Origin of the sequence: Flavobacterium gillisiae, from assembly GCF_900107635.1 — a bacterium.
Lineage (GTDB): Bacteria > Bacteroidota > Bacteroidia > Flavobacteriales > Flavobacteriaceae > Flavobacterium > Flavobacterium gillisiae.
On record NZ_FNRD01000015.1, the window covers coordinates 71504 to 89200 of the forward strand.

Consider the following 17697-nt stretch of genomic DNA (forward strand, 5'->3'; position numbering starts at 1 on the left):
TGAATTGCATTATTTTTTGTGCTTTCGAATCAAAAATTTAAGTATAATCGAAATTGTAAAACTGACAATTGCGCCCAAAGTGGCTAAAATAACAGTTTTTACAACATCTTCTGATTGCAAATTTGGCAAAATACTCAAAAAAGTACCGCCAGCAGTTCCAACCAAAGCTGAATTACTAGACTGCATTGGTTTTTGAGTCGTTTATAGTAGTCAATTGACTAACAGCTGAAATAATGCCACCAGCAACAGCAATGTATCCACCAATTGATACTATTCCAACTGGCAATACCACAGGCGCAGCCAAAATAGTTCCACCAACTGCAGCTAATGCTAAGCCAATATTTCGAAGCACTTTAAAAAATTTCGGCGTTGGAGCTTTCGCTCGTTTTATTACATTCATAATTTATTTCTTTGTCATTCCCTTTTGGGAATCTGATTGAACAATTAAACTAACTTCCTCGCCACGATCCAAAACTTTATATACCAAATCTTTCAATTTATAAAATGCCTTTCGTGACATCAGGCCTAAACCTGGTCCAGAAAACTGAGTTACGGGAGCAATACAGCCATTTAATTCTAAAAGTGCATTGTTAGCGGGATGAATCAGAATGAATTTCCTGTTTTCAACATTCATGACCTCCAAATGCCACTTAAACTTGTTGCTGTAACGCTTTCTTATAAAATATTTCCCTTCCGGAATGCAAGAAACCTTCGTTTCGTTTTTCTTCCATGGTAATTCAATGTTGTTACAAATAAATTTGCCCTCGCATTCGAGTTTGCTATTTGTTCCATTAGGGAAATAAGTTCTTGATAGTAGTAAAACCATCTTACAATCCGCTTACGCTAACCAAAGCTAACGGGTTGTAGGATCCATTTTTCAATGGGTACATCTGGCCATTTACTTGTTGGTAAAACTCAACACCTAAAGCCAAAAACAACGGTTTTGTGCTGTTTGGCGTGACCGGGTTTACATGACTAATCGCCGCTGTTGCTGTCATATCCCATGGAAGAATAGCAGTTTCAGAATTCGTTGATACGAAAGTCTCTGCCTCAAAATCAATTTCAGCACCAGCTGAAATAATTTTAAAATGTGTCGTTCCTCCTGGAGCTGCAATCATATTAGCGGGAATAAACGAATCCAAATCAACGCTGATATCTCCAGATACTCTGTCGATTATCCCTACATAGGGAGCAAACAAACTAGTCCCCAGTTTCCCTCTGATGTTGAACTCAAAACCAGCAAGCAACTCTGCTTCGCCGTCAATTACATTTCGTAACCCACGCTCGCTTATGGTATCGGCTTGAATCACTTTTACCATCGCTTGAGTCAATCGACTCACCACTCTACCGTCCGCAGAATTCAAAAGCAACGCTCTCAAAGCCGTTCTCAATATTTTCCCAGCCTTTCCCGCTCTTCCAAATTCAGAACCGTTCTCACGCGTTCTTTGAAACGCAGGATCATTCTTGATTCTGCTGGCATCAATACCTCCTTTTTCACGTGCTAAATGTCCGTCTTGGGTTTTGTAAAAAGTAATATCTCCAATAGTACCTTTCAATTTAATTATGCCTTTCTGTCTTGCCATAATTCCTAAAATTTAAGTTTATAATTTGTTTTAAATATTCTTTAAATCCACTTTCCGTTGCAACAATTCCAATGGATCCTAAAACAAATTTTAGCCAATTAAATCACATTAAAAAGACTCCCCTATTCCATATGTCCCTTTTAAGTATAAATGGCAAGAAACAGCGTAAATGTCACATCCCAGCAACCAAAAAACCGCAACAATTGTCCCTTCTGAACAAAAGAGATTTTTTACTAATTTTATGGAGTCAAATAAATTGGATTACAGGAGTTTCAAGTAAGTCAAAGCCCAATCAAAGCTATAGATACAGTATGAAAACAGAATATAAGAGATTGTGTATTTATCCAAAGGATATACAACGCATTACCGGAAAGAGTTATCGCCAAAGTATTAGACTGTTACAAAACATCAGAAAAGAACACAATAAGCTCCAAAATGAGCTTGTATCAATAGAAGAGTTCTGCCAATACACCAGCCTAAAAATGGAACAGGTTGAACTATTAATTATTGGATAAAAAATGTAATCAACTTATCCATATTTTGAACTTTTACATGTTCAAAATATAATACCTCACTAGTTCAAATTTTGATAATCAAAGGTCTTTATTATTGGTTTTTTTCGTATTTTTACACTCATCAACACAGTTGATAAACTACGAAATATTTAAAGGGGCACATTTAGGGGTACTTGAATAAATAAGACATATAACTATCAATATATCAGCTACATAGCAAAGAGCCACAAATCCCTCTTTCTCCGCCACATAGAGTTTCAAAAGAAACTTTAAAAGTCAAAAGCCTTTAAATACTAGTATTTAAAGGCTTTTTTGTTTTCTGTCAAGACTCAAAAGACACATATACTATCAAAGGCTAGTGTCCCTATTAGTGACCCTCTTATTTTTCATTAAAAATAGGGACACTAAAATTCAAGTATTCCCTGGGAATTCCCCGTGAATGCTAGATACTTTCAAAGTTTTTAAATCAATTTGATTATTAATTTAAAAACCTAAATTATGTTAAAAGTAATTTTTTTCCTAAAGGCCGGAAAAGCAAATACAAAAGGAGAATCTCCTGTCTTTGCGCGAATCTCCCACAATCAGCAATCTATTGATATGACCACCAGTAAACGTATCTCTAAAGAGAGATGGCAATTTACTAACAACCTTCGAAATGTACTTAAACTTGAAAAAGAAAAAGTACTCAAACAGGCCTTGGACATATTTGAGTTGAACCTCGAAAAAAAATTTAATGAGTTGACCAAAGTTGATCCAGAAATCTCATTAACTCAACTTAAAAATGAGTTTACTGGGAAAACAAAAACTGAAGGGACAAGCATATTACATCTCATAGAAACGCATAATAAATTTTTTCAAAAAAAGGTCAATACAGACGAGAGGTCTAAAGCATCATTCCAAAAATATGAACGCTCCAAAGAACTGCTGACCATCTTTATGAAAAAGCAATATGGAATTCAAGATATTCCATCAAATGAAATTTCCAGCGCTTTCATTTATAATCTAGAATCTTTCCTTAAATACGAAAGTGTTTATAAAGGGCGAGTTGGCATTAAAAACAACTCGGTGGTAAAATATATGAGAATGTATAAAACAGCCTGTTATTATTGTATTAGGATGGGTTTGATAGATAAGAATCCATTTGCTCTTTACAATGGAAAACTAAATATTAAGGATGCAGTTTTCCTAACTCAGCAGGAGTTAAACCGCATTGAAGATAAAAAGTTTGCTGCTGAGCGTCTAGAGAGAGTAAAAGACACTTTCCTTTTTAGTTGCTACACTGGATATGCACCTGTAGATGCATGTAATCTTACTTCAAATAATATATTCCAAGATAATAATGACGCGCTTTGGATTATGACTAACAGAACAAAAACAGCAATCAGGGCAAACGTACCTGTACTCCCTCCCACTCTTAAAATTATCAATAAATATAAAGATTTACAAATAGGATTAATTCCTAAAATATCAAATCAAAAAATGAATGCCTACCTAAAAGAAATTGCAGATTTATGCGGAATTGATAAAAACCTGACCTGGTATGTCGCAAGACATACTTTTGCAACCACTGTAACTTTAGGTAATGGTGTCAGAATAGAAAATGTTTCTTCAATGATGGGGCATACAAATATTAAACAAACGCAACATTATGCTAAGGTTTTAGATGTCAACGTAATGGAAGACATGGCAAAACTGGGGGAAAAATATATGTAATCTTTTATCACCATACCTAATAGAAGATATCTTTTAAACAAACCAAGTATACTCAACAAAAAAGGATTCCCGCAGGAATCCTTTTTTATTCTAACTATTCTATAAATGCAGCTACAATTGTTTTCGAGATCTTACATTTGGGTAATTAACTAATAACACTGTAAGAATCTTAAAATCCTTGTGTTATTACTATTATCATTGCCCATTTTTATTCAGTAATTTTTCTATTTTGCCTGCCTCATACAAAAATATATCACCAAGCTTTGTATATGGGAGTACACCTGTTTGGCGGTATTTTATAATGGTATTATTAGATAGTCCGAATATTTTCTTTAAATCCTCATTTCTATAATACTGCAATCGTGGCTTTACATCTTGACCGCTAATCTTAGAATCGATCTTTTCAAGTCTAGATTGTAAAGGCTCAAGCAAATTTTTAATTGCTGTCAGATATGCGAATATATTAGCTTTTCCTTCTTTTGACATGATCTATGAATTTTTAATGATTTAAATAGAGAATGAAGCACAACCGAATAGTCAGAAATCTTTTAGGTGAATTATCATTTAACGCTAATTTTTTCTCTTCGTTTCTGCAAGACCCTAATAATTTTATCCACAAATTTAAGATGACTATCTCCGTAGGTAAAACCCTTGGCTTCTGAAAACTGCTTGCTTATTGTACCGATACTTACTTGATTACCAAAATCACCAGAATAAGTAAAATTATCTTCAATAAACTTTTGCATCTTACTTCTGTTCTCTTTTTCGTTTATATCGTCAAAAAATAAGATTCCTTCGTCCATTAAGATATAAAATAGTTGTGCTATTTCATTTTTATTATATTGAGAAGCACATTTAAACCTACTTCCTTTTCCTATAGCGCTTTCTCTATTTAAAGTATTAGGATATCTTTGTCCAAGTAAGGATTCGAATTGTTCTATCTTGGTAAATAATACTTCTACCGAAACAGAAAGTTCGCCAACTGTTACTTTTTTCATCGTACTACTATTTTGAAATTCTTAGCTACTAACTAGGGAACGAACAAGAAAAATAAATCCTACTCCCTTGATTTCTCTTAAAAGAGGGTTCGTACTTAATATAGCCATACTCGTTTAATTCTTTGACACATTTATGATAAGTGCTTGATGCAGATATTTTTGCTATGTGCATAATTTCATAGCTAAAAACCTGGATTGGACTAGTAAAACCCCTATCCCCACTGTATTTCAACAATGCGGCATAAACACCGATATGCGTAATACTGATACGGTAATCCTTTTCAATAGCTAAAAAGAAATCAGATAAGGGTTTTAGACTTTCCATTATTTATCAAATTGAATTAGACTGCTTTTTCACTCTTTTTTTTACTTCCTTTGGTATGTCAGGCTCCTCGTTATCGGCACTTGACCGTTGTTTTTTATTGCTCTGTTTAACGGAAGGCTTTTGGCCTTCCGACTGTTTTTCTACTTTAGCTTCTCTATTATCAATACGCTTCATGTTCGTATCATATACATTAATGGTCTTGAATTGCGGATTAACTTCAATAAATTGCTTAACTTCTTTACCATCCTTCAAAAATGTAGCCGATTGTAAGTTCCCTTTCTTGAGAGAATCCATTAAATCTTCTTTGTATTTTGGAGTTTCTAATTCTTTTATAGGTAGTTTACTCAAGCTAGCTTCAAGATCGTATCCATAATTCTGATGGTATTGATTTAGTTTAAAATTTCCATTACTGTCTGTCTCCTTAAAATCCATTTGAACCCAAGAATTATAAAGCTGTCCCTCTTTATTAGTAAGTTCTTTATTAACTGCTCTACCTTCCATTAGATTGTAAGCTTCCTTCATCGTAATATTACTTCCTTTATTAATATAGAAAGTTTGCTCCAGCGATTCTTTAGAATTGTCTTTCTGCAAATCCACCTTGTAAGAATTAAAAAAATACATCTCACTCTGATCTGATTTTTTAAAACTTAGTGTTGCTTTGGCACGATCAACTCCGTACAGCACTTCATGATTCAATGTAAAATTAGAGGTTTGCTGCTGCATTTTCTCCTTTAATTCATTGTCCAATCCTTCTCCAAAACCAGTGTACTTAACCTGGTTACGCAAGTATTCAAAATTTTTCTCGTTCATGATTCTTATATTTAAATGATTACTATTTATAATTTCGGCAGAACAGTAAGCTGTAAAAGCTTTTTATTCTTCAACCTAAGTTCAAGGTGCCGACCACCATTCTTCTCTATTAGTTGAATTACTAAATGTTTCTTATCTGGAATCGTAAACTTGGGCAGCGCAAAAACCGCCGTGTTCTCAGACTCTCCTTTTATAGCATTTGGTTTATTATAACTCATTATCGGTACGATTTCCAATTCTTGGGAAGCGGTACGTTTTACCTTTTTGCTGTCCCGTATAAAAAATCGGAGCTGGTCGATATCATAATTTATTTTAGAACCGTTGAGAACTCTTGTCCTATAATACAAGACATCATCTCGTATAAAGATTCCATTTAGTTGGAATTTAATCTCATCCTTTTTTTTCTTTGCACCGGAGATCTTATTTCCATTGTAAAAAGCAACTTTGGAATATTTTTCTACCTCCTCTTCGTTCGCACCCTCCGCTGAAAAGTACATTTCTGGACTTTCTGCCTTAGTTGTATGTAGACTGAGATTTAATTGCGGTGATTCGTCATCGTAGTTTACCACAAAGGAATATAGCTTGGCATCTGAGGTGATCACCGTAAGGTTGGTAGAAATAAAGCCCTGCTGTGCCGCTTTAATATGCAATACATTCTCTAGTCCTTTCGCTTTCTGCACTAAAACATCTTGGCTTCCTCGGTCTACGGTTTTAATAGTATAAGGAAATACAATAGTCGTAGTTTTCGAATACCCGATAAAAAGTGAGTCCGACACGACTTCTTCAAAATAATTTCCTTCCGTTTGCTGTGCAAGGGCTCCATTGGAAAACATCCATAAAAAAGCCACTAGCAATACATTAATTTTTTTCATGTTTTTAAGTTTTAGATTTTAATTGGAATCATTTTGTTTTTGGTTGTCATCGAGAAGCAATACTTGATATCCAGCTTTTACAACCACTTTAACCAACTTAACTTTCTTGCTTAGTAGGCTTTTGGCAGCCTCTATTCCTGCTCCCGCAGCCTGCGCTCCCCAGGAATCGTCAAGAGTTCCCATTCCGATACTCTGCATCGAACGATCTGCAGTTGTTTTTGCAACATCTCTATTAATAGTCCCAGGGATATAAATCCCATCCAATCCATCCATATCGTAGACAGAAAGTACTACTGGAAACAAGCAGTTATTATATCTAATACTATTTATTTTGATGCTCAATCGCTCCCCTTGTAAAGAAGCTATTCCAAATAGAAAATGATCTTTTGGTATTGCGAATCCATTAATATAAATCGCATTGGTTAGCCTCAGCTTTACTGTTGCCCCAGTAACGATGGTTTGCGTTTCATGAATCACAGCCGATATCGTATTTTGCATATCGACCGTACTGGCATTTTCATCAAAAGAATAAAATCCATTACGCCTGGATTGTCCATCAGTGCCTAACGGATTTTCAGGACTGCTTTGTAATAAAGAAACCATCCCTTCCATCGTTTTGGTACTAATCGTAAATACTTGTCCCCGATTTTCTTTCGAAACTTTTCGCAGTCTCTCTTGTACTCTTTCAGGATGCTGAATATCAAGTATGTTTTCTAGCATTCCACTGAGCTGCTTCAATTCAGGATCCTGCTCTTCTTTTCGTCCATCCATAGAACTTATCATGTATTCTAACCTATTAACATCTTCAGAATGCATTTCTAAAGTAGTGGGTTTTGCATATTGATTCGAACCATGATTCTGTTCCGCAACTTTAGTTGGGCTATTAATAGCCTTTTGAAGTGCTTCCAGTTTTTTATGAATCTTTTCTTCATTTGAATCTCGATAAACCGATGTATTTAATCCACCGTTTCCATTGGTATAACTACTTCCTTTAAAAGTGGTATCCGTATCGGTTTCCGTTCCAGATACGTGAAAAGATTGGCTCAGGTAATTTGGATCATTTTTGATCAGTTCATCCAGCTTTGCCGAATCGATTGCAGCTTGTTCGTAATATTTCATCTTATCTAAGAAAAGAGCTTCTCTCCCATTTGCATCTGGAAGCTTTGTATTAAAACCTGTTTTTTCGACTGATTCTAAAGTTGCGCCATCCATTTTACCTCCTCCTAGAATCCAAAATAGAGCTGTAATAAAGGGAAGGACCAACAGCGGAAATACCATAAGCATCTTGCGCTGTCTTTGTGTTTTTAGTGATTCTGTTTTTCGTTCCATACTATTGATTTTTAAATTGTGAGCGATAATAATCCTCTACGATAACAAGGCTGTCTAGTAATCCAGGGCGTAATCTTAGCATACTGTCCTGTACTTGCTTTCCATTAGGACTCCGTCCCAAACTATCCATGTACATCTGAAAACGAGCCATTCGTTCTAAGTGGGTTTTACTTAATGATGTATTAAGCGTTGTACTTTTAGTATCTAATACTAGTGCATTGGTCGGCCTACTGATGAGACTGCGCTCTATCTTGTTTGAGTTTCCATTTAGGCCATCTACAATTAAATAAATGTTCCCTCCGACCGTAAATACTACAAAACAAAATAGGATTACGATCCAGCTTTTTGCAGATAAATGTGCCGTCTTCTGTTCCAGCCACTGAGCGCATTTATGCTGCAACAAAAAAATGGCTTCGTTGCATCGTTCTAGTAGAAAGCGTTCTTTGTACTTGACACTTTCAGGATTATTTTTGCTGTTTCTTTTAAATGTGAATTTCATAATCAGTTTTTTATCATTTTCTGTTTTTTGAACTTAAATCTCTATTTTCAATAGTGTTCCACCGCTCAATTAAAAAACCATGTGGATTGTTGTCGCTTCGTGAAACATTGCGAAGATTGCCTTCCGTTATTAGACTTCGATAAGCAATACTTGTGGGTCTTATGATATTTTGAGTCGCATAACAACGGAACTGATAGGGATATTCATTGATGTTAATTGTTACACTATCCACAGCTATCGTTTGGCTGACATTACCGGATATAATCCCAGAATAATATCCGTTTTCCTTTAAATCGTCATATATTCTTTTTGCGCTATCATCCGCCAGATAAAGCGCCTTGGTTACATTTATTTGTATCACTTTATCATCGGGATCAAGACTAAAAAACAGTCTATGAAAGGTCTTTACATGATCCTTTGCTTCAACTGAAATATTATCCTTTCTATCCGATGAGAATGCCTCCAATGCTTTACCGTTAGCCAGTATATAAACCTTATCCTGCATTTGCGAAACCAGACTAAAACTTTTGTAAAGAGCAAAGCAACAGAGAATCACACATCCAATTATAACTAGCATCGTAAAGCCTCGAACATATCGAAAAGCCGTGTCAATATTTTTCATTTTACTAAACATGATATTTCAATTTAGAGATTAAGAATTGCCTTTTAATTTATCACCCATATGACTATTCTTGTCATTGAAGTACGGAGTGGAACTACTAGAACCCGACATGCTTTGAGACATACGACTTGCTGCATTTCCCATCGCATCCGCCATCATACTGGCACCAGTACCCACACTACTTACTGCAGAATTTGTAGTATTACTAAAAATGGTGGTTACCTTTTGACTCAATGCTCCGCCACCGCCGGCATGAACTATGTAATTAGCTACTGAGGGAACTGTAAAATAACCGACAATCCCTATAATCATGAATACCAGATACGCCATATCGGTTCTGCTAAAAAAAGTATCTCCATAATCATTTACCTGAGCAATGTCCAGTTGTAACATCTTCTCCTGTATTTTACCGATGATACTACCAAAAATATTAGCAACAGGAAGCCACAGATAAATATTGATGTATCTTGCCAGCCAAACGGTCAAAGTATGTTGAAAACCATCAAATACAGCGATACCAAATACTAAGGGCCCTAATACGGAAAGAACCACCAGTTGAAATGTGCGCAGAGTATCGATACAAAGTGAAGCTGCTTCAAACAATACTCTTAGTACTTCACTCATCCATTCCTTGACCGAATTGCGAAAATTAAACGATGCCTTCGCCATAGCAAATTTGACATCGTTTCCGATCCCTTCAAGCATTCCTTCATTATCAGGATTAGCATTGTCGTGTGTATATTTATACCATCTGTCCTGATCACCACTTCCTGATTCTCCTACATACATCTGCCAAGAGTTGCTACTTTTAATAGCTTCTTCTTTCTTTTGCAACAACAATCCAATAGCCTTGTTGGATCCTTCTACCATCGCCGCTGTTGCTGTAACGGTAGGCTTCATTACTCCGTTAATCAAGTCCAAGACCGAAGGAAAAATCATAATACAGAAACCAATAACAAAAGGCCTTAGCAGCGGATAAAAATCTATTGGTTCTGCACTGGCAATATGCCGCCACACTCTTGAGCCGATATACCAAATAGCTGCAAAACCAGCAATTCCTTGACCTACCCCCAATAAATTATTACATAAAGGCATCATCTCCTCGTAGAGTTGGTCCAGTACACCATGCAAGCTATTCATGTCGTCCGCTACACTTTGCGCCTGACTCGCAAAGGGCAATAGTATTCCTAGGGCAGTAAATAATACTCCCTTACTTGTCTTTGCCATATCATTCTTTGTTTAGTTATTTGCCTTGTAAATGTTACGCATTACACGCACATCATTATGCTCTTTTGCACGCTGGATCGCTAGTACAGTAGTATTGTTATTAAAGCTTCGCAGAAATAAAACTTTGTCCTGCATATCAGCATAAATCTTGTCAATCGCTGTAAGTCTTTCCTCATCGGTCATTCTTAATGTATTAGCAGTAATAACCATGACCAATTCGTCTAAATTTCGGAGACTCTGTTTCAGCAAATTATCATATACTCTTGCGCAATAGTCGATTTCATCGGGACTAAAATTGCCACCATTTCTGAACCCTTCAAATGCGGATTTGTATTCTTTTACTAAAAGCAATTGGTATTTCACAATCTCACCCACTCTCTTATATTTACGTACCGTTGGACTTACCTGCATCAATGCGTCAAGGAATGTTTCATGGAGGCTAAAATTACCCTGAGATAAATCTTTGATCGTTTTGTACCCTCCACTAACGATTTGATACCCTTTTTTCATATCACTAAGAATCTGCTTGAATTGAGCCAATTTTTCTATGTTGAGCAGTAGTTGCTGCATTTCCTGTGATTGGGCTGAAATCCGAGGGGGGCAAAATAAACCCATCAAAAGAATCCCTATAATTATTATCTTTTTCATTAGAAATTGGAATTAATACCATACATGCTACGACTTATTTTCAGATCATTCTTCTCTTTGGCTCTTGACAAAGCCAATAATTTTGTTTGCTTATTAAAACTTTCACCAAAGCTGTAATTATCTAACATATTGAGATATAAAACGTCTATGCATTTGATTCTCTCCTCTTCTTTCATTTCAAGTTGGCCATCCATTACAATAGTCAGGAGCTCCTCCATATTAGCTTCACAATTTTCAACCAAACGATCTACTACTCTTTTGATATACGCTATTTCATCTCCGTGAAATAAATCGTCCCCTTGCACTTGCTTAATAATGAAACGAGAACTATGAATTATCTTTAGCTGTAGCGCAATAATATCGGCCACCTTGAAATAGTTTTTTATTTTCGGATTGACTGTTTTTAAAGAGCTGAAATAATTGCTGTGAAGATTAAATTCCCCTCGCTTGAAATCTCCTATTGTCGTTAGTCCATTTTTGACTACAGAATACCCCTTTTGTGCATAATCAGTATAGATCCTTAAAGCAGCAATTTGCTGCAGCAACACTTTTCTTTGCTTAGCTTGTCCTTGTAAATTATTGGCGAGCAAGCCTATAAATAATAGATATAAAAATAATTTTTTCATCGCCTTATTATTTTAGTGAGGAATTCCGTAAAGCTTCTTAATCTTCTCTGCATCATGCTTCGTTTTTGCTCTTTGTAAGCTGAGTTGCCTATTTTGACTATTGAACAGTCTAAGGTCATCATAGTTAGCATCAATTTGATCAGCGGCGGTATTGATGATTTCCAATCTTTTGGCGTCACTCATTTGGATCGTAAAAGAATCCAGAATTAGAAAAATCTGGTCTATGTTTTTTAGGCTCTCGTTTAATATACCCGAATACACTTTATGCATATACTCCAGTTCTGCCACATTAAAATGTGGGTCTTGTTTAATGAGATTCCAAGCTCTGTCATATTCATCCACTAGCCGTACTTGCTTCTGCGTAATATCCCTAATGCGCTGGTAATAACTAATTATTGATTTGACTTTCATCAGCTCCTCGTAGTAATTCTTATACAAGTCCTTTTGCTTCTGTGTCCATTGAGAAATCTCTCCTAGTTTTAGTTTGGAAAGCGTATTCTCCAGTTTCTTGTGTGCATTTTGAAGCCAGATAGTTTTATTTTGCAACCGCTGTATTCGCAAGTCTATCGCCAAAATCACTTTTTTAATTGCGGCAGTTATCACTCCAACTATAGGCAAAGCAACGACTGCTGCAGGCCTTGCTGGACTACTGACCAGCAGTAGACAAAGCAAACACAAGCTTATTTTTCTCTTTGTTTTCATAATGCATTTAATTTAGGTTTGTTTTCTCCTCTATTAGAGCGTTATAGTCTCTTTTTCATCCTTTTGCTTCCCCCCGTAAGTCAGCTGCTAATGCAGCGATTCCTTTTTGAATATCGCCTCCAAACATTTTCGAATAGGCTTGGACTTTTAGTTTTTCCGTTTCCTCGGTGGTATAAGCGAGATACTCTTCTAGCGAAACTTCTGTTCGGTAAACTTTAGATAGCATTCCTCCCAGTGAGATAAATACTTCCTTGTATTTCTTGTCTGGATCATTGGATTTATTTACAGATAATACCAATGCTTTTTCTTTTTCTGTGAGCCCCAATAGTTCTTGAATCTGCTCAAATTTATTTTGATACTTACTCTGGTCTAGTAATATCTTACAGTCACTATTATTGATGATAGCTTGCTTCACTACAGGTGACGAAATGATATCTTCCACTTCTTGAGTAACTACGATTGCCTCTCCAAAAAACTTTCGAACGGTCTTAAATAAATACTTAATGTATTCTGCCATACCCTCCTTAGCAATAGCTTTCCACGCTTCTTCTATTAGTATCATTTTACGAACCCCTTTTAGCTTCCGCATTTTACTGATAAACAGCTCCATTATAATAATAGTAACTACTGGAAAAAGTATCGGATGATCCTTAATATTGTCTAATTCGAATACTATAAATCGCTCTTGCAACAAGTCTAAATTTTGAGTAGCATTGAGCAAGTAGTCAAATTCTCCTCCTTGATAATACGGGCGCAGTACGTAGAGAAAGTTATTTACATCAAAATCCTTTTCTTTTACCTTATCCCCTTCCAATATTTTTACAAAATCCTCTTTTAGAAAATCATAAAATGTATTAAAGCTGGGAAAAAGTTGCGGATTTATAGCTAGTTTCTCATAATACAATTGTAAAGCATTCGATAAGGCTACATATTCAATCCGATTAAAAGTCTCATCGTCTTTTTTCCAAAGTGCCAAGAGCAAGGTCTTTATACTTTCTTTTTTCTCTGTATCTAAAGTATCGCCTTCACTGATGTAAAAGGGGTTGAACTTGATTGGATTCTTTTCATCATAGGTGAAATAGTATCCATTGACCATATCACACAACCCTTTGTAACTATGACCTACATCGACAAGTACAACATGGGTTCCTTGTTCGTAATAGCTTCTAACCATATGATTGGTGAAGAAAGATTTTCCGCTTCCAGAAGGTCCTAGTATAAACTTATTTCGATTGGTGCATATCCCCATTTTTATTGGTTCATCGCTGATATCTACATGTACTGGCTTTCCAGTCAAACGATCTCCTAGTCTGATCCCAATGGGACTTAGTGACGAACGATAGCCAGTTTCCATATTTAGAAAGCAGCTTGCTTGCTCCACAAACGTATCAAAGCTATCATTCATCGGAAAATCAGCGGCATTTCCAGGAATCCCTGCCCAATAAATCTGGGCTGCTCCAACTGTTTCTTGTTTTGCTGCTGCATCCATTTGTACTAACGCAGAAGAAACCTTGTTTTTAATGTCTTTCAATTCTTCTTTTCGATCCGTCCAAACCAATACATTAAAATGCGCTTTGACAGGGAGCCGTTGCTGACTAATGGCTTCATTAAGAAAATCATTTGTAGCATCGCGAGCAATTAGATTTTCCCTGCTGTATGCTGATAGAGATTGTAGTCGCAGTCTTTTACTTTCCAACTTCTTCAAGGTTTTTTGGAAATCTTCTATAAAAATGTACTGATTATAAATGTGATTACACGAAAGTAACTGACCTAGAGTAGAAGCAAAACCAATGCTAAATTTGGTCCTATCGGTTGAATACCTATCATAGTTAATTCTAGAACCACATAACGCAGGCAAATCGGCTGCATCTCCTAGAGTATAAATCTGGCAATGTTTGTCTCCCACCTGTAAACTATCCTTGAAAGCAATGTCATTGAATACAAAGGATTCCGGTTTCTCAGACAAGGAACAATAGCGTTCTATAATACCAATCTTTCTGCTGTGACTTCGTAGCTCATCATCGCTAAGACGCTGTAACTTTACAAATCCGCTGTCTTCCAATATTCGTCTGAATTGTCCAGTGCTATCGACAAAATCTTGACGCACTTGTTCATTTAAGGTTTCCTCAGGGACAATTGAATACCTAATTAAATTAGAAAATAGCGAGCTAGAGGTTTTTCTTCCCACTGGCTTTTTAGTCAAAAAAATGTAGCAAGAATGATCTAGAAATGGACGCTCATTAAAGAATCGCTCACTACAACGACTGAGAAAACTATGGTCGTCGTTGGCAAAATGTGGTTGATGCTTGCTATCAATAAACCAGTCTTGCTTATGGAAAACGCTAAACTTTGGCAATAGCTTTATAGCTTTCACCCAAGCTTGGTGAAATGCCTCGTATTCTTGATCTGATAATGTAAATATCTCTGGTAGGGCTACTTTAAACACCACGGTAACATCTCCTTGCTTTGATAGAATACAGTCGTGTTCTATATCCATTATCGGTAAAACAGCTTCGATCCTCTTTTCCATCTTCATTTAAATTTAACTGATTCTTCATTCCTTTCACTGCAGCATTCGCATTTTGTAAATCCTTCTACTTTGAGTCTTAACTACTGTAGGTAATTGTCTTTTCGCTAGCTCTTTCATCATTCCGTGCTCTCCGTATTTGTGACTCATTTTATAAATCTTTACAGACATCACCGTTCCTGCTATGCCAATAATTCCCAACGAGATAAAAGAGGGTAAACCGATAAAATACATCATCGAAAAAAGAATCATTAACACTACTATTCCTCCTCCAAAATACCAGATGTACTGCGCTTTTAACCCTTTAAATTCGATACTCTTATTAATTCCTTTATTTATATGATAGACGCTAATTCCCATATTTACCAAGCTTTAAACCCCAAAAAAGGATTTGATTACGGTGGTGACAACAACAAGAAATACACAGCTACCAAACCAGGCTGCTGCTACTTTTCCTGTATCAGGATCGCCCGCATTCCATTTCTGATAGACCTTAACAGCTCCTATCAATCCTAGTAAAGCACCAACAGCGTACATCAATTGCGTACCTGCATCAAAATAACTTCTCACTTTTTGATTGGCTTCATTAATTCCTGCGAGACCATCCTGTCCATATCCTTGATAACTAAATACCAGTAATACCACTATGCTAACGCCGATCACCTTCTTTTGTCGGCTCATTCTTTCAATGTTCCAGTCGTACTTCTTCATAATTCCTTGTTTTAAAGTTCCATTCGTTTAAAATAATGTAGAGCATGCCGCTGTCTCAATTTCTCATTCTTGTCACATTAAGCCATACCGCACTGAAATGGACAGGGGCAATTCCTCCACATTGTAACATTGTTCTTATTCATTCCACAAGTCCTCCACCTCTACATGGCTTAAACTTATAGTATCTAGTTTTTCACATTCTGAAATAATCAGTTCACTGACTGAGGATCTAAAAGGAGAGTTTTTAATACTGGAGTATTCGGTAAATAGCAAACTGAGATGTCCAATAAATTCTGATTTGATAACTTCTCTTTGACTTGCATCTTTTACTAGATTTTTTAGCTTTTCGGCGAAAGCATCTATATCAAGAATAGTTTCTTCTGTTTCTCCAAATGATGTTTTTTTGGAACTATCAGTAAAAGTTTGCGGACGAACTACATCATAATGAATTTCTAAATCATTAATTCTGTGATTCCGAAGTTTCCGCTTTCCTGTCACAATTTCTGTGATGTCAAATAAATAATATCTAAATCCAATAAATAGATACCAACTGGCTAATAGCAGTACAATCACAAAGATGTAATTGCCCCATGAAATGTTTGTAAACATAGTTTCTTAATTAAATGTTCAACTTCCTTTTTTTTACCTCAAACACAAAAACAATTGATGTTTGGTTTCATAAGTCAAAAGAACAATTAGTTAACTTTACTCACAAGTACAACTTTAAGTTGTACCCTTTAGTACCCCTGATTAAAAGAGCTATATAATCTATTTTATATATTAATAATTAGTAGCCGTTTATTTTGGTAATCATCTTCTCCAGTGTCTTAATGGCAACTGCCTTATCACGGTCTTCAGCATTGTAAGACTTGCTCCTTACTGATTGATAGGAAAGCTCTTTTTTAAACGGGGTAGACAAATAAGGAACAATACTTTTAAATACCTGACTCATAGAACGGGCTTTTACGACACGAGATTCATCTGCAGCTCTCAAAATAAGAGCAATTTGATCGCACGATAAATCACATTCCATTTTAAGATTGGAATCGATTACTGTTATGTCACTTTGAGAAGTTGTAACTACAACAGCTTCTTCTTTGGTTTTTATTTGCTGTTCCAGGTAGCGAATTTCATGTTGAAACCAAGTGTGTAAAACCTCTTTCAAATGAGGTTCCTGGGGGTCAAACATTCTTTTGGGCTTACAATAGAGCTGCCCAAATTCTTTGTAAATAAGTAAGATAGCGGCCAATCTGTCGCCAACTTTATCATAATGATCGAGTTGGAGTAGAATCCTATTCTTAAGATAAGTACTGTATTCCTGACAATTAAAATTAAAACATATGAGTATTTCATCTGCTACCGAATACGTACTGCTTTGTACAAGTTCTAGCGTATCGTTAGTTAAGGCATTCAATAATTCCTTCCTATAGACTATTTCCCTATAGGTACTCTTATTGCTGTGTTCAGATACTACTTTTTGATACAGTTTTGAGATAACAAGTTGTAAAGGTTTTTCCGTATCATAAGACATTACATTGTTACTTTTAAACCTGTCCAACTTGGCCAGCATTTCTCTTTTGGAAACTATTTGATAGGTGATTGGAACACGCACATCCAAACTAAGGTACTTGTAAAAACGATTTTCGACAAAAGATATTAAATCTTCTAAAACGGATGTAATGGTTACTCCAATATAATGAAGATGAGGTTCTTTAAAATGCTCATGTTGTTGGTTTTCTATACTACAATCTAAAAGATAAATAAAACTAGAGTGGTATTTCCGAACCAAAAGCCGAAACTGTCTCTTTTTTCGAACAGAAAAAACTTCTTGCTTAATTTGTATTTGAATCCTACGAGATTCCTTTACAATATGAGTAACCAGTTCCTTGCTTTCAGCAAGTGATATGGATCGTAGTACGCCACTCCTGGGGTTAAGTTCCTGCACTATTAAACAATCGAACCATTCTAAGGGGTATTTTGTTTGTATCAT

The 17697-nt window shown here is 35.9% G+C and carries 23 protein-coding genes; 2 read left to right on the plus strand and 21 right to left on the minus strand.

What is annotated here, in order from left to right; translation table 11 throughout:
- Positions 1 to 9: 9 nt before the first annotated feature.
- The 4 genes from BLV35_RS17375 to BLV35_RS17390 are packed head-to-tail and all read right to left on the minus strand — an operon-like array spanning position 10 to position 1583.
- Positions 10 to 186: a hypothetical protein gene (locus BLV35_RS17375; RefSeq protein ID WP_091093219.1), complete on the minus strand. Its 177-nt coding sequence runs from the start codon at positions 184 to 186 to the stop codon at positions 10 to 12.
- Positions 176 to 400 (minus strand): hypothetical protein, encoded by a 225-nt coding sequence (locus tag BLV35_RS17380; RefSeq protein ID WP_091093221.1) that lies wholly within the window; start codon positions 398 to 400, stop codon positions 176 to 178. The genes BLV35_RS17375 and BLV35_RS17380 overlap by 11 nt, the downstream gene beginning before the upstream one ends.
- A 3-nt stretch (positions 401 to 403) precedes the next feature.
- Positions 404 to 826 carry a DUF5675 family protein gene (locus BLV35_RS17385; RefSeq protein WP_091093224.1) on the minus strand — a complete coding sequence of 141 codons (423 nt, stop codon included), beginning with the start codon at positions 824 to 826 and terminating at the stop codon, positions 404 to 406.
- Between the two features lies 1 nt (position 827).
- The gene (locus BLV35_RS17390) at positions 828 to 1583 is read right to left on the minus strand and encodes a hypothetical protein (protein ID WP_091093226.1); all 756 of its coding nucleotides are present in this window, start codon (positions 1581 to 1583) and stop codon (positions 828 to 830) included.
- Positions 1584 to 1654: 71 nt separating this feature from the next.
- Here BLV35_RS17390 and BLV35_RS19595 point away from each other — a divergent pair, with 71 nt between their 5' ends.
- Together BLV35_RS19595 and BLV35_RS17400 are read left to right on the plus strand one after the other, a co-directional pair.
- On the plus strand, positions 1655 to 2098 hold the full coding sequence (locus BLV35_RS19595; protein ID WP_245712098.1) for a hypothetical protein: 444 nt from the start codon (positions 1655 to 1657) through the stop codon (positions 2096 to 2098).
- A gap of 498 nt (positions 2099 to 2596) precedes the next feature.
- A complete protein-coding gene (locus BLV35_RS17400; RefSeq protein ID WP_091093228.1) occupies positions 2597 to 3811 on the plus strand; it encodes a site-specific integrase in 1215 nt (404 codons plus the stop codon).
- A 195-nt stretch (positions 3812 to 4006) separates the two neighbouring features.
- Here the strand turns inward: BLV35_RS17400 and BLV35_RS17405 are convergent, their stop codons facing one another.
- From BLV35_RS17405 to BLV35_RS17485, 17 genes are all read right to left on the minus strand, one after another.
- Positions 4007 to 4297, minus strand: a complete 291-nt coding sequence (locus BLV35_RS17405; protein ID WP_091093231.1) for a helix-turn-helix domain-containing protein — start codon at positions 4295 to 4297, stop codon at positions 4007 to 4009.
- Between the two features lie 74 nt (positions 4298 to 4371).
- Positions 4372 to 4809 (minus strand): hypothetical protein, encoded by a 438-nt coding sequence (locus tag BLV35_RS17410; RefSeq protein ID WP_091093233.1) that lies wholly within the window; start codon positions 4807 to 4809, stop codon positions 4372 to 4374.
- 28 nt (positions 4810 to 4837) lie between these two features.
- On the minus strand, positions 4838 to 5134 hold the full coding sequence (locus BLV35_RS17415) for a hypothetical protein (RefSeq protein ID WP_016988480.1): 297 nt from the start codon (positions 5132 to 5134) through the stop codon (positions 4838 to 4840).
- A 6-nt stretch (positions 5135 to 5140) separates the two neighbouring features.
- Positions 5141 to 5944, minus strand: coding sequence for a hypothetical protein (locus tag BLV35_RS17420; RefSeq protein WP_091093236.1), 804 nt, complete (start codon positions 5942 to 5944; stop codon positions 5141 to 5143).
- Between the two features lie 26 nt (positions 5945 to 5970).
- Positions 5971 to 6816 (minus strand): conjugative transposon protein TraN, encoded by an 846-nt coding sequence (traN, locus tag BLV35_RS17425; protein ID WP_091093239.1) that lies wholly within the window; start codon positions 6814 to 6816, stop codon positions 5971 to 5973.
- 18 nt (positions 6817 to 6834) lie between these two features.
- A complete protein-coding gene (gene traM / locus BLV35_RS17430; RefSeq protein ID WP_091093242.1) occupies positions 6835 to 8145 on the minus strand; it encodes a conjugative transposon protein TraM in 1311 nt (436 codons plus the stop codon).
- Between the two features lies 1 nt (position 8146).
- Positions 8147 to 8644 (minus strand): hypothetical protein, encoded by a 498-nt coding sequence (locus tag BLV35_RS17435; protein ID WP_016988476.1) that lies wholly within the window; start codon positions 8642 to 8644, stop codon positions 8147 to 8149.
- Between the two features lie 13 nt (positions 8645 to 8657).
- Positions 8658 to 9278, minus strand: coding sequence for a conjugative transposon protein TraK (gene traK, locus BLV35_RS17440; protein WP_029596577.1), 621 nt, complete (start codon positions 9276 to 9278; stop codon positions 8658 to 8660).
- 18 nt (positions 9279 to 9296) lie between these two features.
- Positions 9297 to 10493: a conjugative transposon protein TraJ gene (gene traJ / locus BLV35_RS17445; RefSeq protein WP_016988474.1), complete on the minus strand. Its 1197-nt coding sequence runs from the start codon at positions 10491 to 10493 to the stop codon at positions 9297 to 9299.
- Between the two features lie 12 nt (positions 10494 to 10505).
- Positions 10506 to 11141: a hypothetical protein gene (locus BLV35_RS17450; protein WP_091093245.1), complete on the minus strand. Its 636-nt coding sequence runs from the start codon at positions 11139 to 11141 to the stop codon at positions 10506 to 10508.
- Entirely contained in the window at positions 11141 to 11767 is a 627-nt protein-coding gene (locus BLV35_RS17455) for a hypothetical protein (RefSeq protein ID WP_091093247.1), read from the minus strand. The genes BLV35_RS17450 and BLV35_RS17455 overlap by 1 nt, the downstream gene beginning before the upstream one ends.
- A 12-nt stretch (positions 11768 to 11779) precedes the next feature.
- Positions 11780 to 12469, minus strand: coding sequence for a hypothetical protein (locus BLV35_RS17460; protein ID WP_016988471.1), 690 nt, complete (start codon positions 12467 to 12469; stop codon positions 11780 to 11782).
- Positions 12470 to 12524: 55 nt separating this feature from the next.
- Positions 12525 to 14999 carry a TraG family conjugative transposon ATPase gene (locus BLV35_RS17465; RefSeq protein ID WP_091093249.1) on the minus strand — a complete coding sequence of 825 codons (2475 nt, stop codon included), beginning with the start codon at positions 14997 to 14999 and terminating at the stop codon, positions 12525 to 12527.
- A gap of 33 nt (positions 15000 to 15032) precedes the next feature.
- Positions 15033 to 15356, minus strand: a complete 324-nt coding sequence (locus BLV35_RS17470) for a DUF4133 domain-containing protein (protein ID WP_091093251.1) — start codon at positions 15354 to 15356, stop codon at positions 15033 to 15035.
- A 12-nt stretch (positions 15357 to 15368) separates the two neighbouring features.
- The gene (locus BLV35_RS17475; protein ID WP_091093254.1) at positions 15369 to 15707 is read right to left on the minus strand and encodes a DUF4134 domain-containing protein; all 339 of its coding nucleotides are present in this window, start codon (positions 15705 to 15707) and stop codon (positions 15369 to 15371) included.
- Positions 15708 to 15842: 135 nt separating this feature from the next.
- The gene (locus tag BLV35_RS17480; RefSeq protein ID WP_091093256.1) at positions 15843 to 16316 is read right to left on the minus strand and encodes a hypothetical protein; all 474 of its coding nucleotides are present in this window, start codon (positions 16314 to 16316) and stop codon (positions 15843 to 15845) included.
- A gap of 178 nt (positions 16317 to 16494) precedes the next feature.
- Positions 16495 to 17697, minus strand: coding sequence for a hypothetical protein (locus BLV35_RS17485; protein WP_091093259.1), 1203 nt, complete (start codon positions 17695 to 17697; stop codon positions 16495 to 16497).